Genomic DNA, 17,667 nt, shown 5'->3' with positions numbered 1-17,667 from the left:
ATGCAGACACAGGAAACCAACTGGGATATCTGCTTAATGAAAAGACGGTTCGCCCTGCGCGAAATGGAAACACGTCTGAATATATTAAACGAAGAATTTAAAGTAATGCACCAGCACAATCCTATCGACCATATTGTATCGAGAATTAAATCACAGCAGGCAATTGAAGAAAAGCTTAGGCGAAAGGGGTTTTCGGTTTCGGAAAAATTGGCGGAAAGATATATCCGTGACATTGCCGGACTGCGTATTATCTGCTCGTTTACAGATGACGTCTACCATATCAGCCGTCTTCTGGAGCAGCAGGCGGATCTCCGCCTGACACAGAAGAAAGACTACATCGAAAATCCTAAACCAAACGGCTACCAGAGCCTTCATTTAATCATCGAAGTTCCTGTAAATCGAACAACAATTTCAGAAATGATCCAGGTGGAGGTGCAGATCCGGACGATGGCAATGGATGTGTGGGCCAGCCTGGAACACAAAATGTATTATAAGTTCCGGCATGATGTGCCGAAGTACCTGCAGAATAATCTGAAAGAATCCGCACAGATCTTGTATGAGCTCGATGAAAAGATGAATACACTCAAAAAAGAAATCAATATGTTTCACGATCTGCCATCAATTCGAATATAAAATAAAGGGAGGCATGACGGATGGGATACTATAAGGAAAAAACAGAAGGCCGTACAGAAAAGAAAACCAAAAGAGGATACTTTTTATCAAGTCTTTCCGGTCTGGCTGCCGGCGCCGTAATTATGATGGCCGCCGGCCCGCAGATCAGCGGGATTAATGAAAGCGGAAGTGGAGCCGACGCGCAGACAAGCGGACAGGCTTCAGCAGAGACTGTTTCCTATGACGTAAATTCAGATGTGACTGATGCGGTGGATAAAACGAGTGACGCCATTGTGGGAGTAACCAATCTTCAGGCAGCCGCTCAAAACGGATTATACCAGGAAAGCGCGGGAAATTCGGAAGAGACGGAGCAGGAAGCGGGAACGGGCTCCGGGGTTATTTATAAAAAGGATGGCGGAGACGCCTACGTTGTCACGAATAATCACGTAGTAGAAGGCGCCGACCAGGTAGAAATTACGTTAGCTGATGGAACGAAGAAAGAAGCAGAAGTACTGGGCGAGGATGTCTGGACCGACCTGGCTGTACTGAAAGTAGATGGAAAAGGTATTGAAACCATTGCAGAATTCGGTGATTCCTCCGTACTGAAGTCCGGAGAGCCGGTTATCGCCATCGGAAATCCGCTTGGAGAGCAGTTCTCCGGGTCGGTCACTACAGGAGTAATATCGGGTACAGAACGTTCTATTCCAATTGATGTAAACGAAGACGGCACAGCAGACTGGCAGTCAGAAGTTATTCAGACCGATGCTGCCATAAATCCCGGAAACAGTGGAGGAGCACTGATCAACTCCCAGGGCCAGGTTATTGGCATTAATTCCATGAAAATAGCCCAGGAAGCGACGGAAGGAATTGGGCTGGCTATTCCAATCAACAGTGCCCAGCCGATTATTAACGACCTTGAATCAAATGGAGAAGTGGAACGCCCTGCGTTAGGCGTAGCGCTGCTTGATTTAACCTCTCTTCCCCAGCAGTACCAGCAGCAGCTTAATCTTCCGGAAGACAGAACAACAGGTGCGGTCGTCCAATCTGTAGAGCCTGGTTCTGCTGCAGAATCAGCCGGAATGGAAGAGCTTGACGTGATTACGGGAGTAGATGATGAAGAAATCACCAGTATGTCTGAGCTCCGCCAGTACGTGTATACGAATAAAACTATTGGAGATAACATCAACGTAACAATCATTAGAGATGGAAAAGAAGAACAGCTCACGCTTACACTGGATAGAGGAGAACAGCTTTAATAAGAGAAAGGACGGATGACAGAGAATGTCATTTGTCTTTTTTATTCGAAGACATTACTTCCAGCCCTTATGTAACACTTGTGATATATGGTAAGCTAGTACAATAAAGGTTACGTAACAGAAAAAGTAATGCGAGGTAGGTACAGGTGAAGGAAAAAGCAGCAACTAACTATGATCAGCTTCTGCACGATTATTTACTATCCCACTCGAGCCGGCTGAGCGAGGAATGGTATGAATCGATAGATGATAACGATCCATCTTCTATTTATGCGTCTACCGACCCGGAAACAACCAAAAAGCTAAAAGAAATGAATACGACATTTATTCAGCAGTTCGTTGAGATATTCAATATGGAAGAAGGGGAATTCTATCAGCAGTTTGAACAGAAGTTCGCTGATACCGTAAAAGAAGAGGAGTATGTTAATACGCCTCTTGTGACGCTGCAAAAAGAATTTTCCCGCTATCGGGACATGATTCTCGGATACATCAAATCCTTTGTCCAAAGCTATCACGGGGAGATTTCCCAGGAAGAGCTTCTCGCCTGGAATGAAAAAGTGACAAAAGCTTTTGATTTTACGATCCAGATGTTTATGCGCGAAGCTATACAGAAAACAGAAAAACAACTGCAGGAGCAGGAAGAAGTTATTAACGAACTCAGCTCTCCGGTTATCGTTCTGAAAAAGCATCAGGCCCTCCTGCCGCTCATCGGCAATATTGATGCCGCAAGAAGTGAAATTATTGCAGAAAAAACATTGGAAGAATGCAGGCAGAAAGAGATTGAGCATTTATTTATTGACCTGTCCGGTGTACTCAGCATAGACCGGTTTGTTGCGCAGAAAGTGATGGATTTATCCCATGCCTTAAAACTGCTCGGAATTGAAACCATTCTTTCCGGCATGCGCCCGGAAATAGCCCGGAAATCCATCAATTTGGGGATTTCCTTTAAAGAGGTCCGGATAGTCACTAATTTAAATGATGCCCTGTTCTAGTAAATAGCTGGTAAGAAGTGATTTGTGTACAAGCTAAAAAGGCTGTGTCCCTGGACACAGCCTTTTTGCGGGCTATTATAATTCAGGCCTCATCCTGTGGAGACTTTTTTGTTTTCGTCAGGATAATGCGCTGCATAGGGATACCTGACATAGGAATAGTACGTTCTGAAACCTCATAAACTTTTCCGTCCACTCTGCAATAGCCGTTTCCTATATAGGTGGCGTCCCGTCCATCATCCTGTAATTTTTTTTCAGCAGCTTTGCCGATATTTGTCATTCCCGTATGCCGATCATCCGGGGTGAAACTAATGCTCTTTTCTTGATATCCCATTAAAAAATTAAAAGAAACCAATGAGAAAGCTGCGAAAATAAGTAACGAAATAATCTCCAACACAGACTCTCCTTTCTACATGAAACGAAAAGATAACTAACATATTTTACTTATTATACCAAAATAAACAGAGGATGTTAAAGATAAAAGGCAGAAGTTGAAAATAAACCGTTCGGCAGGGTACACTTTATACGACCTTACTGGCTGCTTACATTTTTCCATAGGGGGAAAAGGAAAAGAACACTCATATATAAGAATGGCGAATAAAAATAGAAAGCAGGACAGCGTATGTATATACATTTCCCCGAAAATAAAATGTTTGATTATATTGAAGTTTACGGCAGAGGGGCCGCAGAAGTTACTTCTATTGTATTTGATTCCAGGAAATCGCAGAAGGGCGCGGCTTTTTTCTGTATGAAAGGCTTGAACCAGGATGGTGAAGCCTTTATTGATGAAGCGCTGCAAAAAGGAAGCACGGTGATTGTAAGCCAGAATGGGAAACGAATGAAGGAATTAAGCCTAAGCTATCCGGCACTTACGTTTATTGAAGTATTGAATACACGAACGGCGGCTGCGCAGTTTTCGGCTGCTTTTTATCATAATAGCTGCCGCGATTTATTTCTTACCGGGGTAACAGGTACCAATGGTAAAACGACAGTAGCTTCATATATACGATCCATTCTTAATGTACTGGGTCTGCCGGCAGGTATGATAGGAACGAACGGTATCTGGTCTTCCCGGGAGAAGCTTCCATTTCGGGGAAGCACCCCGACCACGCCGGAAGCACCTGATCTTCACAGAATATTTTCTGAATATGCAGAGCATGGAGAAAAGGCCGCCGTTATGGAAGTTTCTTCTATAGCACTCGATCAAAAGAGGGTGGAAGGAATTCAGTTTGATGTAGCCGTTCATACCAACTTGTCGCCCGAGCATATGGAATACCACAAAACGTTTGAAAATTACCGGGAAGCCAAGCTGAAACTATTTAAACAGGCTGATAAAGCCGTAGTAAACGCAGACGATGTATTAGGAGCGGAAATCCTCTCGGTTTTTCCGGGCAGGGTATTAACATACAGCCTGAACCGGGACGTACAGGCGGATATACATGCATATGCGATTACGCCTTCGGAAACAGGAACCAGCGCCGTAATAGAAATGAACGGGCACGCACAACATGTTTTTCTGCCGGTGTTTGGAGAATATAATATAGCCAACATTCTCGCAGCTGTCTGTACAGCTCTACACGGCGGGTACTCCTTGAGCCGTGTGCTGGAAGCAGCTGAGAAGATAGAGCCGGTGGAAGGCAGGTTTCAAGTAGTATGGGGAAAAGAAAAGCAGAAAATCATTATAGATTATGCCCATACCCCCACAGCGCTGGATCAGCTCCTAAGAGAAGTAAAAAAGCAGAATGGACGTCGGGTTATACTAATGCTTATGGGTATAGGAATACGTGATTTCTCCAAAATGCCAAGGATGGCAGCAACAGCAGAAGGAAGGGCCGACCAAATTGTCGTTTCGGTAGATCATCCGGGAGACCACGAGCCACAGGTGATAATAGATCAGGTATTATCCGGGTTCAGGCATCCTGAGGATCCATCTATTTCTACCGCCTTAAACCGGGAAGAAGCCGTGCGCAAAGCATTATCCCTATCATCGGAAGGGGATATTGTGCTGTTAACGAGCGGGTGTATAAACGGAGCGCAGATTGTAAAAGGACAATCTATTCCCCACTCCGATGAAAAGGTGATCGAAGAATATTTTGAACAGAATGGCTGCGGACAGCAGCGTTCTATATAAAAGGAGACAGTTGTATATGGCACAGGAAGCAGAAGTAAACAGAGATGCCATTGTATCAATGGTATTTGGCATTTTATCGTTATTTGCGCCGGTTATCGGCATTATTTTTGGGGTAATGGCGATTATCTTTGGAAAAAACGCGCGCAGAAAAATCAAGGCAGCTAAAGAGAAAGGCATGGCCATGGCTATTACGGGAATTGTTTCCGGTATCGGAGGCATCCTGTTTTCTCTTTACCTTATTGTTTTCATGATTGTTCTCGTCGTCCAGGCATAGAGAAAGAAATGTTTATTCAGAGAGATGTACAGGGTATAGAAGTTACCATGACTAACTATAAATAAGCAGGGTGATAAAAATGGACAAATTCGATAATAATTTATTTAAGCAGGGAAATATAAGCAATCACATTTTCAAAAACCGCTACATGGTAGCGCCGATGACAAGAGTGAGTTCTGAGTCAGATGGAACGCCGAACGAACGGGTGCACCAGTACTATGTACGCTACGCCCGGGGTGGATTCTCAGCAGTAATCACAGAAGGAACGTATCCTGATACGGCCTACAGTCAGGGCTATGAGAATCAGGCCGGTATCGCAACAGAAAAACACCGGGATGCATGGAAGCCGATTGTGGAAGATATAAAAAGTAACGGCTCCAAAGCAATTGTGCAGCTGATGCATGCAGGAGCTCAGTCGCAGGGAAGTTATTACAACGAAGAAACAATTGCGCCGTCTCCCTACGACCCGAATGCTGAAAAGGTAGGCGCTTATGGCGGCGAAGGAAAGTTTCAGCAGGCACGTGAAATGACGCAGACGGACATTGATGAAGCCAAGCGCGGTTTTGTCCAGGCTTCGATTTATGCTGCGGAAGCAGGATTTGACGGTATTGAGCTTCACGGCGCAAATGGCTATCTGCTGGACCAGTTTCTGTCGGAAGGAATAAACAAACGTACCGATAAGTACGGAGGCAGTGTAGAAAAGCGCCTGACTTTTCTTCTGGAAATTATTAAAGAGGTAAGAGAAGCGATTGGAGACGACATGGTGCTTGGCATTCGTATCTCGCAGATTAAAGTCGTAAACCCCAACCATAAATGGTCGGGGGGAGAAAAAGAAGCCGAAACCATTTTTGGCATACTTGGCCGGTCTGAAGTGGATTATATTCACATTTCCGACGATGATGCGGCAGAACCCGGATTTGGTGAAGGGACGATGACAATGGCCGCAGCGGCTAAAGCATTCGGCAGTGTGCCTGTTATTACAGCAGGAAATCTGGCTGACCCTGATAAAGCAGCCGGCCTGATAGACCGGGGCGAATGTGACTATGTAGCTGTAGCCCGGGCGGCTCTTGCTAACCCGGATGCACCAAACCGAATCCAAAAAGGAATGCCTCTTGATGAATTTAACCCTGATGAAATCATGAGTCCTAAAGCATATGTAAAAGACACCGAGCTTTCCAGAGACATGATTCCAAACGAATAAAAACCGGCTCCCGCTGCGGCGGGAGCTTTTTTCATGAAAAGGTGCCATAACGATTTACAAGGCACCAATAAAAAAATAAAATGCAGAAGGATGTTCCGCGTTTAAAATTTAAGGGTATAACAAAAAAAGATACTAAGAGAGAGCAGGGCGGGAGAGAAATGATACGAAAGAAAAACGCGGCGGCTTTTGCCGGCGGGATATTATTTATTATTATACTGCCGTTTATTGTTATGTTTTCTATTAATGTAATAGTTGATCCGCTTTGGTTTTTTAATCACGAAAACAGGATGAATGAAGTGCAGGAGGATTTCGACGAAAGACAGCAGAAGATTAATCGTGTGGCTTTTGCCGGAGAAGAATTTGACGCCCTTCTTATTGGCAGCAGCCGTGTGACGTATATCAGCCAGCAGGAGTTTGGAGACGAAAATGTGTTCAATATGGCTTCCGGCCATATGAGCCACAAAGAGTATGCACCTTACTTAGAATATGTTGAAGAGAAAAGAGGAAAGCCGCTGGAAAAAGTATATATAGGGTTTGATTTTTTTGCGACTTCCGAAAATAAAGGAGTGACTGATCCGGATCCCTTTATTCAAAACGCCGAAGACCGGCTGTACCCACTGAAAGCTTATTTATCAAGAGACATGCTGGAGCAGTCTTTCAAAAACGCAGAAGCTTCTTTAACAGAAGAGCCTTTTCACCGGAGCTATGACCGTAATAATGTTGGTACAACAGAAAAACTGGAGCCGCAGGAAACACAGGAGCGTATTGAAGAAAAAGACGCGGATTTCGAAGAGGTAACGTACGATGAAAATACGTACACATATGATGAAACGTTCAAAGAGGAAATGCAGCAGCTTCAGGAAGCCCATCCGGAAACTGAATTTATTGCTTTTACCACCCCCGTGACAGAAGAGCTGTTCCGTACGATGCAGCAGGAAGGGCGGGAAAAAGATTACGAAACATGGCTTCGTGATATTACCGATGTATTTGGCGGAGTGGAACATTTTATGTATGTAAATTCTATTACAAAAAATCCGAACTATTTTTATGATGCCCATCATTATTACCAGACGCTGGGTGATTTAATGGCGCACCGGATGGCAGGCGTGGAGGATGAAGAACTGCCGGAGGATTTCGGCATTCATTTAACAAAGGACAACATTGACGAAGAGCTCCGCTCTTTAAAGCAGAATGACTGGGAGCCTGAAGAGTAAAAGAGGCTTTAAATAGCAAGTTTACGCCTTTAGACATAGGGAATATAGAAGGAATAAGCAGCAAAAGGGAGGCTGACATTATGGCAGATATCACTTTTGAATATATAGAAACAAATGGTATACGTCTTCATACAGCGGCAGCTGGGCCCGAGGGCGGTGAACTGGTTGTTCTTCTTCATGGATTTCCAGAATTCTGGTATGGATGGAGGCACCAGATAGAAAGACTGGCAGATCTCGGTTACAGGGTAATTGCCCCCGACCAGAGAGGATATAACTTGAGCGATAAGCCTTCCGGCGTGGAAAACTATACATTAAATAAACTGCGGGACGATATTATCGGCCTGATTAGACATCATAATAAAAATAAGGCGGTTATTATCGGACATGACTGGGGTGGCGCAGTAGGATGGCACTTAGCCTCAACGCGTCCTGAATATGTAGAAAAGCTCATCCCTATCAATATTCCGCATCCTGCAGTTATGCCTAAAGTACTGGCTACAGAGCCTCAGCAGTGGATTAAAAGCTCTTACATGCTGTTTTTTCAAATGGCAGAAACACCGGAAAAAGCTCTTCGCGCCAATAACTTTCTGGCGATGGAAAAAGCACTGCTGAAATCGAGCCGTCCGGATGTATTTTCGCCGGAAGATATTAAAAAGTACAAAGAAGCATGGAGCCAGCCATGGGCATTAACAACGATGCTGAATTGGTACCGTTCTATCGCAAAATCAGGAAAGACACAAGGAATGGATAACAATGTGCCGGTACCCGTGCAGATTATCTGGGGGGCAGATGATGCTTTTCTTTCTAAAAACCTTCCGAAAGAAAGCCTGAAGCTGTGCCTGGACGGGAAATTTGTTCTGGTGGAGGAAGCGACGCACTGGGTGCATCATGAGCAGCCGGAAATTGTAAATAGAATCATTGAGGATTTTCTGGCAGAGTAGCATAACAGCTGACCGGCTGAAGCCGGCCGGCTTTATTTATGCAGAAGGCAGAAAATCACATAATTTCACATAGCTTTTCAATAAGTCTTTTGAAACCATCCCGGCCGCTTTCTGGTATAGTATAAAATCGGCCGGTTTCGTTTATGACGGGTGATACAGAAATGATTCCCTAATCAAATAATGAGTAAATCAGGTCAGTAAAAAAAGAGATAAATGGTATTGGAGGAGCAGCTATGAGCGGTGTACAGTCAACCGTTTCCTTTATTATACCTGCGTATAATGAAGTAGAAAACGTACCGTTAATTCATGAAGAGTTACGGAAAGAATTTGAATCCCTTTCCTATCAATACGAAATTGTTTATATAGATGATGGAAGCAGCGATAATACGCTCGAGGTGCTTCAGAAGCTGGCTTCCTCTTTTGAGGAAGTGCGCTATATTTCCTTTACGAGAAACTTCGGCAAGGAGGCCGCGCTGATAGCCGGCCTGGAGCATGCTAAAGGGGAGGCAGTCATTATCATTGATGCAGATCTGCAGCATCCGGTTTCGTTAATTCCGGACATGCTGAAAGGGTTTGAAGAAGGGTACGACCAGGTAATTGCCCAACGCAACAGAACGGGAGATTCCAAGGTGCGTACCGGTCTTTCCAATCTGTATTATTTATTGATGAATAAGCTTGTGGATGTCGACTTAAAAAATGGAATCGGCGATTTTCGTTTACTGAGCCGGCGCGCTGTTGATTCCATGCTGGAATTAAAAGAAGGCAATCGTTTTTCAAAAGGGTTATTTTCCTGGATCGGATACGACCAGAAGATTATTCATTATGAAAACGTGCAGCGTCAGCAGGGCGAAACAAAATGGTCCATGTCTAACCTGGTGAACTATGGTATTGACGGAATGATCTCTTTTAATCATAAACCGCTGCGTATCTGCCTGTATGTCGGATTGTTTATCCTGGTGCTCTCGCTCGTATATATTACGATTATGTTTGTACAGGTTTTCCAGCAGGGCGTCAGTGTTCCGGGGTACTTTACGACGATTTCAGCTGTTTTGTTTCTGGGAGGGCTGCATTTATTCAGCCTGGGAGTGATCGGTGAATATATCGGCCGTATTTATTATGAAGCGAAGCAGCGGCCGCATTACCTTGTCCGGGAAACAAATACCACAAGGAGAAAGATAGAATGAAGCGGTTCAACACGGAATTCACCCGATTTATCCTTGTCGGCGGCATGAATACCTTTAATTATTATGTTGTATTTCTAGTCTGCCACAACCTTTTGTCATTTCACTACATGGTATCGCACATTCTTGGTTTTATTGTCAGCCTCGTCATTTCCTTTTTCCTGAATACGTATTTTACGTACCGGGTAAAGCCGACGCTTTCGAAATTTCTGCAGTTTCCAATTACCCAGTTTGTAAATGTCGCCGTCTCCTCAACGCTTGTATTTGTGTTTGTGGAATGGCTTCAGCTCAACAGCAATGCAGCGCCGCTGTTCGCTGTTATCTTTACCATCCCGATAACGTTTATTGTCACTGGAAAAATACTAAAAAAATAACGGTGGGCCTCTATGAATAACAAAAGAAAAATTACTATCCTTGTTGCCGCCGCCTTTGCAGCCGCCTTTTTCTCCCACTTTTTCTTTTTAAGAGAATGGTGGAACGAGAGCTACATGCTCGGGCCTAATGACGGACTTAATCAAATAGCTCCTTTTAAGGAGCTGTTGTATAACGAATACACAAACGGAAATTTCTTTTACTCCTTTTCCTTTGGAATGGGCGCCGGTATCTACAGCCAGCTCGGCTATTATTACTCTACGAATCTGGTGTACCTTTTCTCTGTCGCCGTTGTATTTCTGCTTGATACGACAGGTATTATTGATTCTCCGGATGCGCTGTTCTGGGCTCAGGCAAATGTCTGGATAAGCGTGCTGCGGGTGACGGCCATTATTCTGATTACCACTGCCGTTTTCCGATACATGAGAATACAGACAGTCCCAGCTTTTGTGGGGGCTTCTTTATATGCTGTCAGCTCTATTTATTTCCGACACGTAGTATTCTGGGAATTCTTCGCCGACGCTATGTTATGGGTCCCGCTTCTCATATTTGGTGTCGAAAAAATAATCCGGGAAAAGCAGCCGGCCTGGTTTGTTATTGCTGTGGCACTGACGGTTTTTTCTAATTTTTACTTCGCCTATATTAATTTGATTTTCATTGGCATGTATATTCTGGCCAGATGGCTGATCCGTCTGGAAAAAAAAGAAGCGCCGTTGAAAAAACAGCTGAAACACTATACACTTGGCGGCCTGCTCGGTTTTGGAATGGGGTCACCGGGCTTTATCCCTGCTGCTTACGGTTATTTTAATAACTATCGTCCGCCGTACGAAGAGATTATACCGCTGTGGGATTTTTCCGATAACGTGCTGTTTACAAGCCTGACGCTTTTGCTTCCGGCCATCTTTTTACTTTTTATATGGATAGGATCCTTTTATAAAAATAAGCTTTTTCTACTGTTTGCATCGATCAGTCTGTTTTTAATTATTCTGCACTTCAGCCCGCTTGCCGGCAGTGTATTTAATGGCTTTTCTGCACCGAGAAACCGCTTTGAGTACCTTGCCTCTTTTACGATAGGAGGAATGACGGCAGTCGGCCTGCAGCTGCTGACTAAAGTGAAAAAAAGTCAGCTTATAGCTGCGGGAATACTGGCACTCATAACATACGCCGTAGTGTATGCAGTGGGGGACATAGCAGAGGAAAATACAAATCAAGGGCTGCTGGTGCTTATTCAGGCTGTTGTGACTGCCGCAGCTTTTGTGTTGTTTGGTTGGTTCCGCAGGCCTGCTCTTGGTTATATACTGCTTTTGGTTATTGTAATCGGCAATATAGTGGTGCTGAACAATCATCAGCGGCTTGAGCTCTCAGAGGGGATCGGGGTGGACGGGGTCACCCGTGAGTATATACTAAGCGGTGATTATATGAATGAAGAACAGATCAGACTGATTAACCGATTCCAGGCAGAAGACGAAACAACCCTGCCCCGGCTTGACTGGCGCGGGGAAGATGTAAGAAACAATATTCCATTAATTCAGGGATTCTACGGGACAAGCGCTTATTCAAGCATTCAAAATCAAAAAATGCTCTTCTTGTACTATGAAGATCTGGAAATTGATATGGAATGGGAAAGCGTCAGCCGGTATTCCGGATTCGGGGACCGTGCGAATCTCTACAGCGATCTCCGCGGGAAATATCTGATGCATGCGAAAGAAAATGAAGATGAAGTAGTGCCTTATGGTTTCGAAAAGTATATGGAAAACGACAACTATGTGATCTATGAGAATACAAATGTTCTGCCATTTATTCAAACTACCCGTACTATTTACGATAAAGAAGAAATACTGAACCGTTCTATTCCGGAGCGCGAACAGGCCATGCTTTCAGGCATTATACTGGAGGATCCGCAGGAGGCAGCAACGCTTCCCGACAACAGTCCGGATATTTTGGATGAAGCAGAAGTAGTTCCAGTTAACGGCGACTACTCTAATGGACAGCTGACGATTACAGAAGAAGAGGGCGGTCTGGATATTGTTCTCGGGGAAGAGTCTGAAGCATGGGAAGATCTATATGTTTCTTTTTATCTGGAAAATAATGATCAAAATGCTCCTGGTTTTCTCGTAGAGGTAAACGAATTCCGCACAGATCGAAAGCCTTACGACTCTTTGTACCGGACAGGGGTAAAAGACATAACGGTACGCGTGGATAGCGCGGATACCGTTTCCATCCGTCTGCCGGAAGGAAGCTACACGCTCGACGAGCTTGAACTTGCCGGAGAAACCTACGAAACGCTGGAACAGGCAGCAGCATCTGAAACACATGAAGATGAAGAAGTAACCATAGACGGAAACCGGATGTCGCTTCAATTTGATAATACAGAAAACGATACTCACCTCACTCTCCCGGTTCCTCATGAGCTGGGCTGGAGTGTTAAAGTGAACGGAGAAGCCAGAGAGGTACTGGAGACGAATTTTGCTTTTCTCGGCACGGAAATCGAGCCCGGAGAAAATACTATCGAATTTGTCTATTACCCGCCGTTTTTCCGAATCTGCTTTATCGTATCGCTTGCTGCATTTATCATTACAGCGCTTTGGGGAATGTATAAATGGAAGCAGAAAAAGAACAGTAAAGAACCTTTCCGCTATTAAGTGGAAAGGTTTTTGTCTGTTCATAAAAGAGAGTATACTAAAAACAGGACGAACAAAGAGGAGGAGGCTCTATGTGGAAAAACGCCCAGCATATGGCGTGGTTCATTGCCGGACTTGTAGTGATACTAAGTATTTTCCGTCCGGGTTACGTCAATTATTTATGGATGGTTCTTATCGTTGTCATTGCGGCTGTCATTCAAGTGCTCTACTGGTATAAAGAAGGACGGTACGAAGAGCATACGTAGTAAAAAGAACCGGAGAGATATTATAAATTATCTTCCGCCCGCTGCAGGTCGCTGATATTCCAGCCGTAGCTCTGCTGAAAATGCGGGTAGTCCCGAAAGCCCTGCCAATCACCGCCCCATTCCAGACCAAGGTCTTTACCTATCTCTCCGACTTCCCTATAATCCGATGTGCCGCTGTTATTGCCATCGCGTTCTGTGTCCCAGTGAATTTCCCCATTTTCATCCAGTACGGCAAAATCAAAAGCGAGACCGTAATTATGATAGGATTGTCCTCCGCGGGCACTCGTTACGACTTGTCCCGGTTCGGAGCGCCCCTGCGCATACAGTTCTTCCTGTTCTTCATTTGTACGGTATTCTTCTGTAATAACGATATCTATTCCTCTCGAGCCTGCCCGTCTTACTAAGCGGTCTCTTTTTTCCTCTACGCTCGGGTGCAGTCCATTTAATGCGATAATTTCTTCAGCTGAGACTTCAGGCTGAAACGGGTTCTCCGTCATTTCCATAATGTCTGTATTATCAACAAAGAAAAGGACGGCTAATATGAAGATACCTGTCCACATAATAGTTAAGCCAAAACTCCATTTCACTCCGCATAAACCCTTTCCTTATAAACTTCCTTGAATATATAATGATTTTTCCTTTTCTGTCAATTAAAGAACCGGCTTCGGGAATAAAGGCTGGATATCTGATAAACTGGATAAAGGAGGGGATCGCATGAATAAATTTGATATGCATACACACCACTATCGCTGCGGACATGCAAAAGGAACAATAGAGGATTATATTAAAGCCGCATTGGATTCAGGCCTGCAGGTCATTGGGATATCTGACCACTCACCCTATTTTGCAGAAAAGATGGATCATCCGTATCCTCATATAACGATGGCAGCAAGCGGATTTGACGAGTACATACAGGAAATAGAAGAATTGAAAAAGAAATATAAAGGCCGGATTGACGTGCTGGCGGGGGTGGAATCAGATTATTTTCCTAAAGCTGCCTCCACCTATAAGCATGAGTTTGCCAAATACGAGCTTGATTATCTTATCGGTTCCGTTCATTTTGTAGAAGATAGGAATATTTTTGATAAAAACCGCTGGGAGGGAATGACGGAGGAAGAGATGCTCCGTGTGAAAAACAAATATTACTACTTAATCCAGCAGTCGGCACGAAGCGGGATGTTTGATATTCTCGGCCATATTGATGCACTTAAAGGGTACTTTCCTTATATTTCAGAATTGTATACTCCTGAAATAGAACAGACGCTGAAAGTGATTGCAGAAACAGAAACAGCTATCGAAGTAAACACATCCGGAAAAATGAAATACTGCGGAGGATGGTACCCTTCTGCGGGTATATTGGAAATGGCCTGCCATTACGGCGTGCCGGTGACATTTGGATCAGACAGCCATGTGCCGGAACGTGTAGGCGATGAGTGGGAAGAAGTCCGGCAGGTGCTCAAAGAAACAGGCTTTAAAGAATGGCGCTACTATAAAGAAAGAAAACCGGTAATCCAGCCGCTGTAGAAGATACTACAGCCTTCTCTGTCTTTTTTTTGGAAAGAAGGGTTTTAGGACTCCCGCATGGAAGGGTATACAAAGCTTAGGATACATATCTGACAAAAAGGTGGCTGAACAGATGGAAAAACGTACGCTGCAGACAATTGGTTTTGTTGGTCTAGGAGTAATGGGAAAAAGCATGGCGGCTAATTTAATGAAGGCAGGCTACACGCTGCTCGTATTCACCCGGACAAAAGAAAAAGCAGAAGACCTGATTAAAGAAGGGGCTTCATGGATTCCAAGCGTCAAAGAACTGGCGGAACAGGCAGATGTCGTTATTACAATGGTCGGCTATCCTTCCGACGTAGAAGAAATTTACTTCGGTGAAAAAGGAATTCTGGCAGGAGCCGGCCCGGGGAGTTATGTTGTTGATATGACGACCTCTAAACCAAAGCTTGCCCGGAGTATCTATGATCAGGCAAAAGAGAAAAATATCCACGCTGTGGATGCTCCTGTATCCGGCGGTGACATTGGAGCGAGGGGCGGTACGCTTGCTATTATGGCAGGCGGCGACAAAGAAGCATTCGATGCACTTGCAGGCGTATTTGAAGCGATGGGATCAAATATCAAATGGCAGGGGGAAGCAGGAGCCGGCCAGCATACGAAAATGAGCAATCAGATCGTCATCGCTTCTACGATGATGGGCGTGGCTGAAGCCATGGTTTATGCCAAAGCTGCCGGCCTGAACCAGGAAGAAGTGCTTGAAAGTATCGGCACAGGTGCTGCTTCCAGCTGGTCATTAACAAACCTTGCTCCAAGAATGATAAAAGGAGATAATGCACCTGGTTTTTATGTAAAACACTTTATTAAAGACATGGGAATAGCTATTGAATCAGCAGAAGAGCTCGGCATAGAGACACCCGGTCTCCGCACCTCCAAAAAAGTATATGAAGCAATGGCAGAAGCGGGCGAAGAGGACAGCGGTACGCAGGCGATTTATAAGTATCTTTTGGCGCGCTCGTAAAGAACGGCACGATGTATAGGCAAAAAAAAGAAGCTTCTTCTGTTGGTTCATAGAAAGAAGCTTCTTTTATTTCACAATTACTCGTGTACGTCATAACCCAGCGAATTCGCTACTGTTTTACGTTCAGTAGGAATAACTAGAAATGTTACCCCGTTATCATTGGATACGATAATATGATTCGGCTTAGCTGCCGCTTCTGCCTCTTCTAATGATTTAAACGGTTCTTCTGTTGTTGCATCCATTTTTTGAGCTGTTGTTTCTTCATTTGCCATTGTGTCATCCCTCCTCTTTAGAGTGTGTACCCGATTTTAACAGAAATAAAAAGGAAAAGGAGAAATTCCGTGAAAAATTCTTATTTTATTACAGGTTTTCCCGGTTTTGTAGCAGGAGCACTGCTTCGAGGACTTCTACAGGAAAAGCCGGATACGGAGTCGATTTATCTTCTCGTCCATCCGGAAAAGCTGGAAGAGGCGGAGCAGAAAACAAATGATATCGCAGCATCCCTGGAATTTCCGCGCAGCCGAATTGAGATCGTACCGGGTGATATTACCAAAACCGGACTGAATATAGATCCTGCACATGAAAAAAGAATAACAGAGCAGGTGACCCATGTTTTCCATCTGGCAGCCGTGTATGACCTGTCCGTATCGTACCACTATGCTTATTCAGTCAATGTAACGGGCACCAGAATGATGAATGACTGGGTTAAGCAGCTTTCCCGGCTTAAACGCTATACGTACTTCAGCACAGCCTATATCGCAGGAAAAAGGGAAGGAAATATTTTCGAGTCGCAGCTTAATGAGCAGCAGTACTTTAAAAACAATTATGAGCAGACAAAGTTTCAGGGAGAATTTCTTGTTGAAAAAATGATGCAGGGGACCGTACCGGTTACTATTATACGCCCGGGAATTATTATGGGAGATTCCATAACCGGAGAAACAGATAAGTTTGATGGATTTTATTATTTAATCAAAGCTATGCGCAATCCGACGCAGGCCGCTTTTCGTGGTTATACGGGGAGCGGGGAAGCGGAAGGTAATTTCGTGCCGATCGATTATGTCGTCCGGGCTTCACTTTATCTGGCTCATGAAGCCAAAGGAGAAAACCATACGTATCATCTGACGGATCCAAATCCCTATAAAATGAAAGAAATTCAGCGTATGCTGGCTCTTGAAATACATGGAAAAGAACCTAAACGAAAAGTTCCGATAAGTATCCTCCGCATGCTTTTATCAACGGGAGCGATTCGGAGAAAGCTGGGCATTCCTAAAGAAACGCTCGATTATTTCGAGTACAAAGCTTCTTTTGATACAACAAGGGCAAGGAAGGATCTGGAAGGATCCGGGATTGAATGCCCCGATCTGAAAGAAAGAATCGCCCCGGCTGTTCACTATTTTGAACATCATCAGGACGATTCTTCCAAATTTCCTTTTCTTCGTTAAGTTTGAGAACTGTCGATAAGGGGTGCCGCATGAGTCGGCTGGTAGGAGCGCATGCTTTCGAGCAGTGCTTCCGGGTCGTCATTGTAAAGCAACATAGAACGCTGGCTTTCTTCAAGAAAACCTTCATGGTGCATATGTGCAAACAAGCTTAAAAAATGGTCATAATAATGATTAACATTCAGCAGTGCCACGGGTTTTCTGTGGGCCCCGAGCTGGGCCCATGTGAAAATTTCAGCTAATTCTTCGAGGGTACCGGGACCTCCCGGAAGAGCAATAAATCCATCGGCAAGCTTTTCCATTTTTGCTTTCCTTTCATGCATTGACTCTACAACGTGCAGCTCGCTCAACTCCTGATGAGCGAGTTCTCTCTGCTCAAGCATGCGCGGGATAACGCCGATTACTTTTCCGCCTTCCTGCAGAGCGCTGTCAGCAAGCGCTCCCATCGTACCGACGGAAGCACCTCCGTATACAATATCGATGCCTTCTTTTGCCAGCAGTGATCCAAGTGCAGCCGCCGCTTCTTTATACTGCGGGCTGTTGCCCATTTTGGAGCCGCAGAATACAGCAATTCGCTTCATTAGAAAAACTCCTTGTATTTTATTTGAACGGTTTTATTTATTTTCCGGTTCTACAGGAATTAATTTTATCA

General features: G+C 44.5%; 19 protein-coding genes. 15 read left to right on the top strand and 4 right to left on the bottom strand.

Annotation, left to right across the window (positions count from 1 at the left end; genetic code table 11):
• The 3 genes from ATL39_RS08585 to ATL39_RS08575 all read left to right on the top strand — a co-directional run bounded on the left by ATL39_RS08585 (position 1) and on the right by ATL39_RS08575 (position 2,857).
• Positions 1-633, top strand: coding sequence for a GTP pyrophosphokinase (locus ATL39_RS08585; RefSeq protein ID WP_120192934.1), 633 nt, complete (start codon positions 1-3; stop codon positions 631-633).
• Between the two features lie 20 nt (positions 634-653).
• On the top strand, positions 654-1,868 hold the full coding sequence (locus ATL39_RS08580) for a S1C family serine protease (protein WP_120192933.1): 1,215 nt from the start codon (positions 654-656) through the stop codon (positions 1,866-1,868).
• 146 nt (positions 1,869-2,014) lie between these two features.
• On the top strand, positions 2,015-2,857 hold the full coding sequence (locus tag ATL39_RS08575; RefSeq protein ID WP_120192932.1) for an STAS domain-containing protein: 843 nt from the start codon (positions 2,015-2,017) through the stop codon (positions 2,855-2,857).
• A gap of 82 nt (positions 2,858-2,939) precedes the next feature.
• Here the strand turns inward: ATL39_RS08575 and ATL39_RS08570 are convergent, their stop codons facing one another.
• Positions 2,940-3,248, bottom strand: a complete 309-nt coding sequence (locus ATL39_RS08570) for a hypothetical protein (RefSeq protein WP_120192931.1) — start codon at positions 3,246-3,248, stop codon at positions 2,940-2,942.
• Between the two features lie 228 nt (positions 3,249-3,476).
• Between ATL39_RS08570 and ATL39_RS08565 the strand changes: the two genes are divergently transcribed.
• The 9 genes from ATL39_RS08565 (at position 3,477) to ATL39_RS17415 (ending at position 13,055) form a co-directional block, all read left to right on the top strand.
• On the top strand, positions 3,477-4,985 hold the full coding sequence (locus ATL39_RS08565) for a UDP-N-acetylmuramoyl-L-alanyl-D-glutamate--2,6-diaminopimelate ligase (protein WP_120192930.1): 1,509 nt from the start codon (positions 3,477-3,479) through the stop codon (positions 4,983-4,985).
• Positions 4,986-5,001: 16 nt separating this feature from the next.
• Complete coding sequence (locus ATL39_RS08560) at positions 5,002-5,259, top strand: DUF4190 domain-containing protein (protein WP_170146880.1); 258 nt, start codon at positions 5,002-5,004, stop codon at positions 5,257-5,259.
• A 79-nt stretch (positions 5,260-5,338) separates the two neighbouring features.
• Entirely contained in the window at positions 5,339-6,460 is a 1,122-nt protein-coding gene (locus ATL39_RS08555) for an NADH:flavin oxidoreductase (protein ID WP_120192928.1), read from the top strand.
• A gap of 158 nt (positions 6,461-6,618) precedes the next feature.
• Positions 6,619-7,674, top strand: a complete 1,056-nt coding sequence (locus tag ATL39_RS08550) for a hypothetical protein (protein ID WP_120192927.1) — start codon at positions 6,619-6,621, stop codon at positions 7,672-7,674.
• Positions 7,675-7,754: 80 nt separating this feature from the next.
• Positions 7,755-8,615, top strand: a complete 861-nt coding sequence (locus tag ATL39_RS08545) for an alpha/beta fold hydrolase (RefSeq protein ID WP_120192926.1) — start codon at positions 7,755-7,757, stop codon at positions 8,613-8,615.
• 233 nt (positions 8,616-8,848) lie between these two features.
• Entirely contained in the window at positions 8,849-9,799 is a 951-nt protein-coding gene (locus ATL39_RS08540; RefSeq protein ID WP_120192925.1) for a glycosyltransferase family 2 protein, read from the top strand.
• Positions 9,796-10,170, top strand: a complete 375-nt coding sequence (locus ATL39_RS08535) for a GtrA family protein (RefSeq protein WP_120192924.1) — start codon at positions 9,796-9,798, stop codon at positions 10,168-10,170. Before ATL39_RS08540 ends, ATL39_RS08535 begins: the two co-directional genes overlap by 4 nt.
• A 12-nt stretch (positions 10,171-10,182) precedes the next feature.
• Entirely contained in the window at positions 10,183-12,810 is a 2,628-nt protein-coding gene (locus tag ATL39_RS08530; RefSeq protein ID WP_120192923.1) for a YfhO family protein, read from the top strand.
• Between the two features lie 71 nt (positions 12,811-12,881).
• Positions 12,882-13,055, top strand: a complete 174-nt coding sequence (locus tag ATL39_RS17415) for a hypothetical protein (protein WP_170146879.1) — start codon at positions 12,882-12,884, stop codon at positions 13,053-13,055.
• 20 nt (positions 13,056-13,075) lie between these two features.
• Here ATL39_RS17415 and ATL39_RS08525 read toward each other — a convergent pair whose 3' ends face one another.
• Positions 13,076-13,642: a M15 family metallopeptidase gene (locus tag ATL39_RS08525; RefSeq protein ID WP_245960958.1), complete on the bottom strand. Its 567-nt coding sequence runs from the start codon at positions 13,640-13,642 to the stop codon at positions 13,076-13,078.
• Between the two features lie 127 nt (positions 13,643-13,769).
• Between ATL39_RS08525 and ATL39_RS08520 the strand changes: the two genes are divergently transcribed.
• Both ATL39_RS08520 and ATL39_RS08515 read left to right on the top strand, forming a co-directional pair.
• Complete coding sequence (locus ATL39_RS08520) at positions 13,770-14,579, top strand: histidinol-phosphatase (protein ID WP_120192921.1); 810 nt, start codon at positions 13,770-13,772, stop codon at positions 14,577-14,579.
• 112 nt (positions 14,580-14,691) lie between these two features.
• A complete protein-coding gene (locus tag ATL39_RS08515) occupies positions 14,692-15,576 on the top strand; it encodes an NAD(P)-dependent oxidoreductase (protein ID WP_120192920.1) in 885 nt (294 codons plus the stop codon).
• A 77-nt stretch (positions 15,577-15,653) separates the two neighbouring features.
• On the opposite strand, the gene ATL39_RS08510 is transcribed toward ATL39_RS08515, so the two are convergent.
• Positions 15,654-15,848 (bottom strand): hypothetical protein, encoded by a 195-nt coding sequence (locus ATL39_RS08510; RefSeq protein ID WP_120192919.1) that lies wholly within the window; start codon positions 15,846-15,848, stop codon positions 15,654-15,656.
• Positions 15,849-15,917: 69 nt separating this feature from the next.
• Here ATL39_RS08510 and ATL39_RS08505 point away from each other — a divergent pair, with 69 nt between their 5' ends.
• Complete coding sequence (locus ATL39_RS08505; protein WP_170146878.1) at positions 15,918-17,018, top strand: SDR family oxidoreductase; 1,101 nt, start codon at positions 15,918-15,920, stop codon at positions 17,016-17,018.
• Here the strand turns inward: ATL39_RS08505 and ATL39_RS08500 are convergent.
• A complete protein-coding gene (locus ATL39_RS08500) occupies positions 17,015-17,596 on the bottom strand; it encodes an LOG family protein (protein ID WP_120192917.1) in 582 nt (193 codons plus the stop codon). The two genes, ATL39_RS08505 and ATL39_RS08500, sit on opposite strands and share 4 nt — an antisense overlap.
• Positions 17,597-17,667: the final 71 nt, after the last annotated feature.

It is taken from the genome of Sinobaca qinghaiensis (genome assembly GCF_003610495.1).
Lineage (GTDB): Bacteria > Bacillota > Bacilli > Bacillales > Marinococcaceae > Sinobaca > Sinobaca qinghaiensis.
Note: the sequence above shows the minus strand (reverse complement) of the source record. Positions and strands in the feature narration are given on the sequence as shown.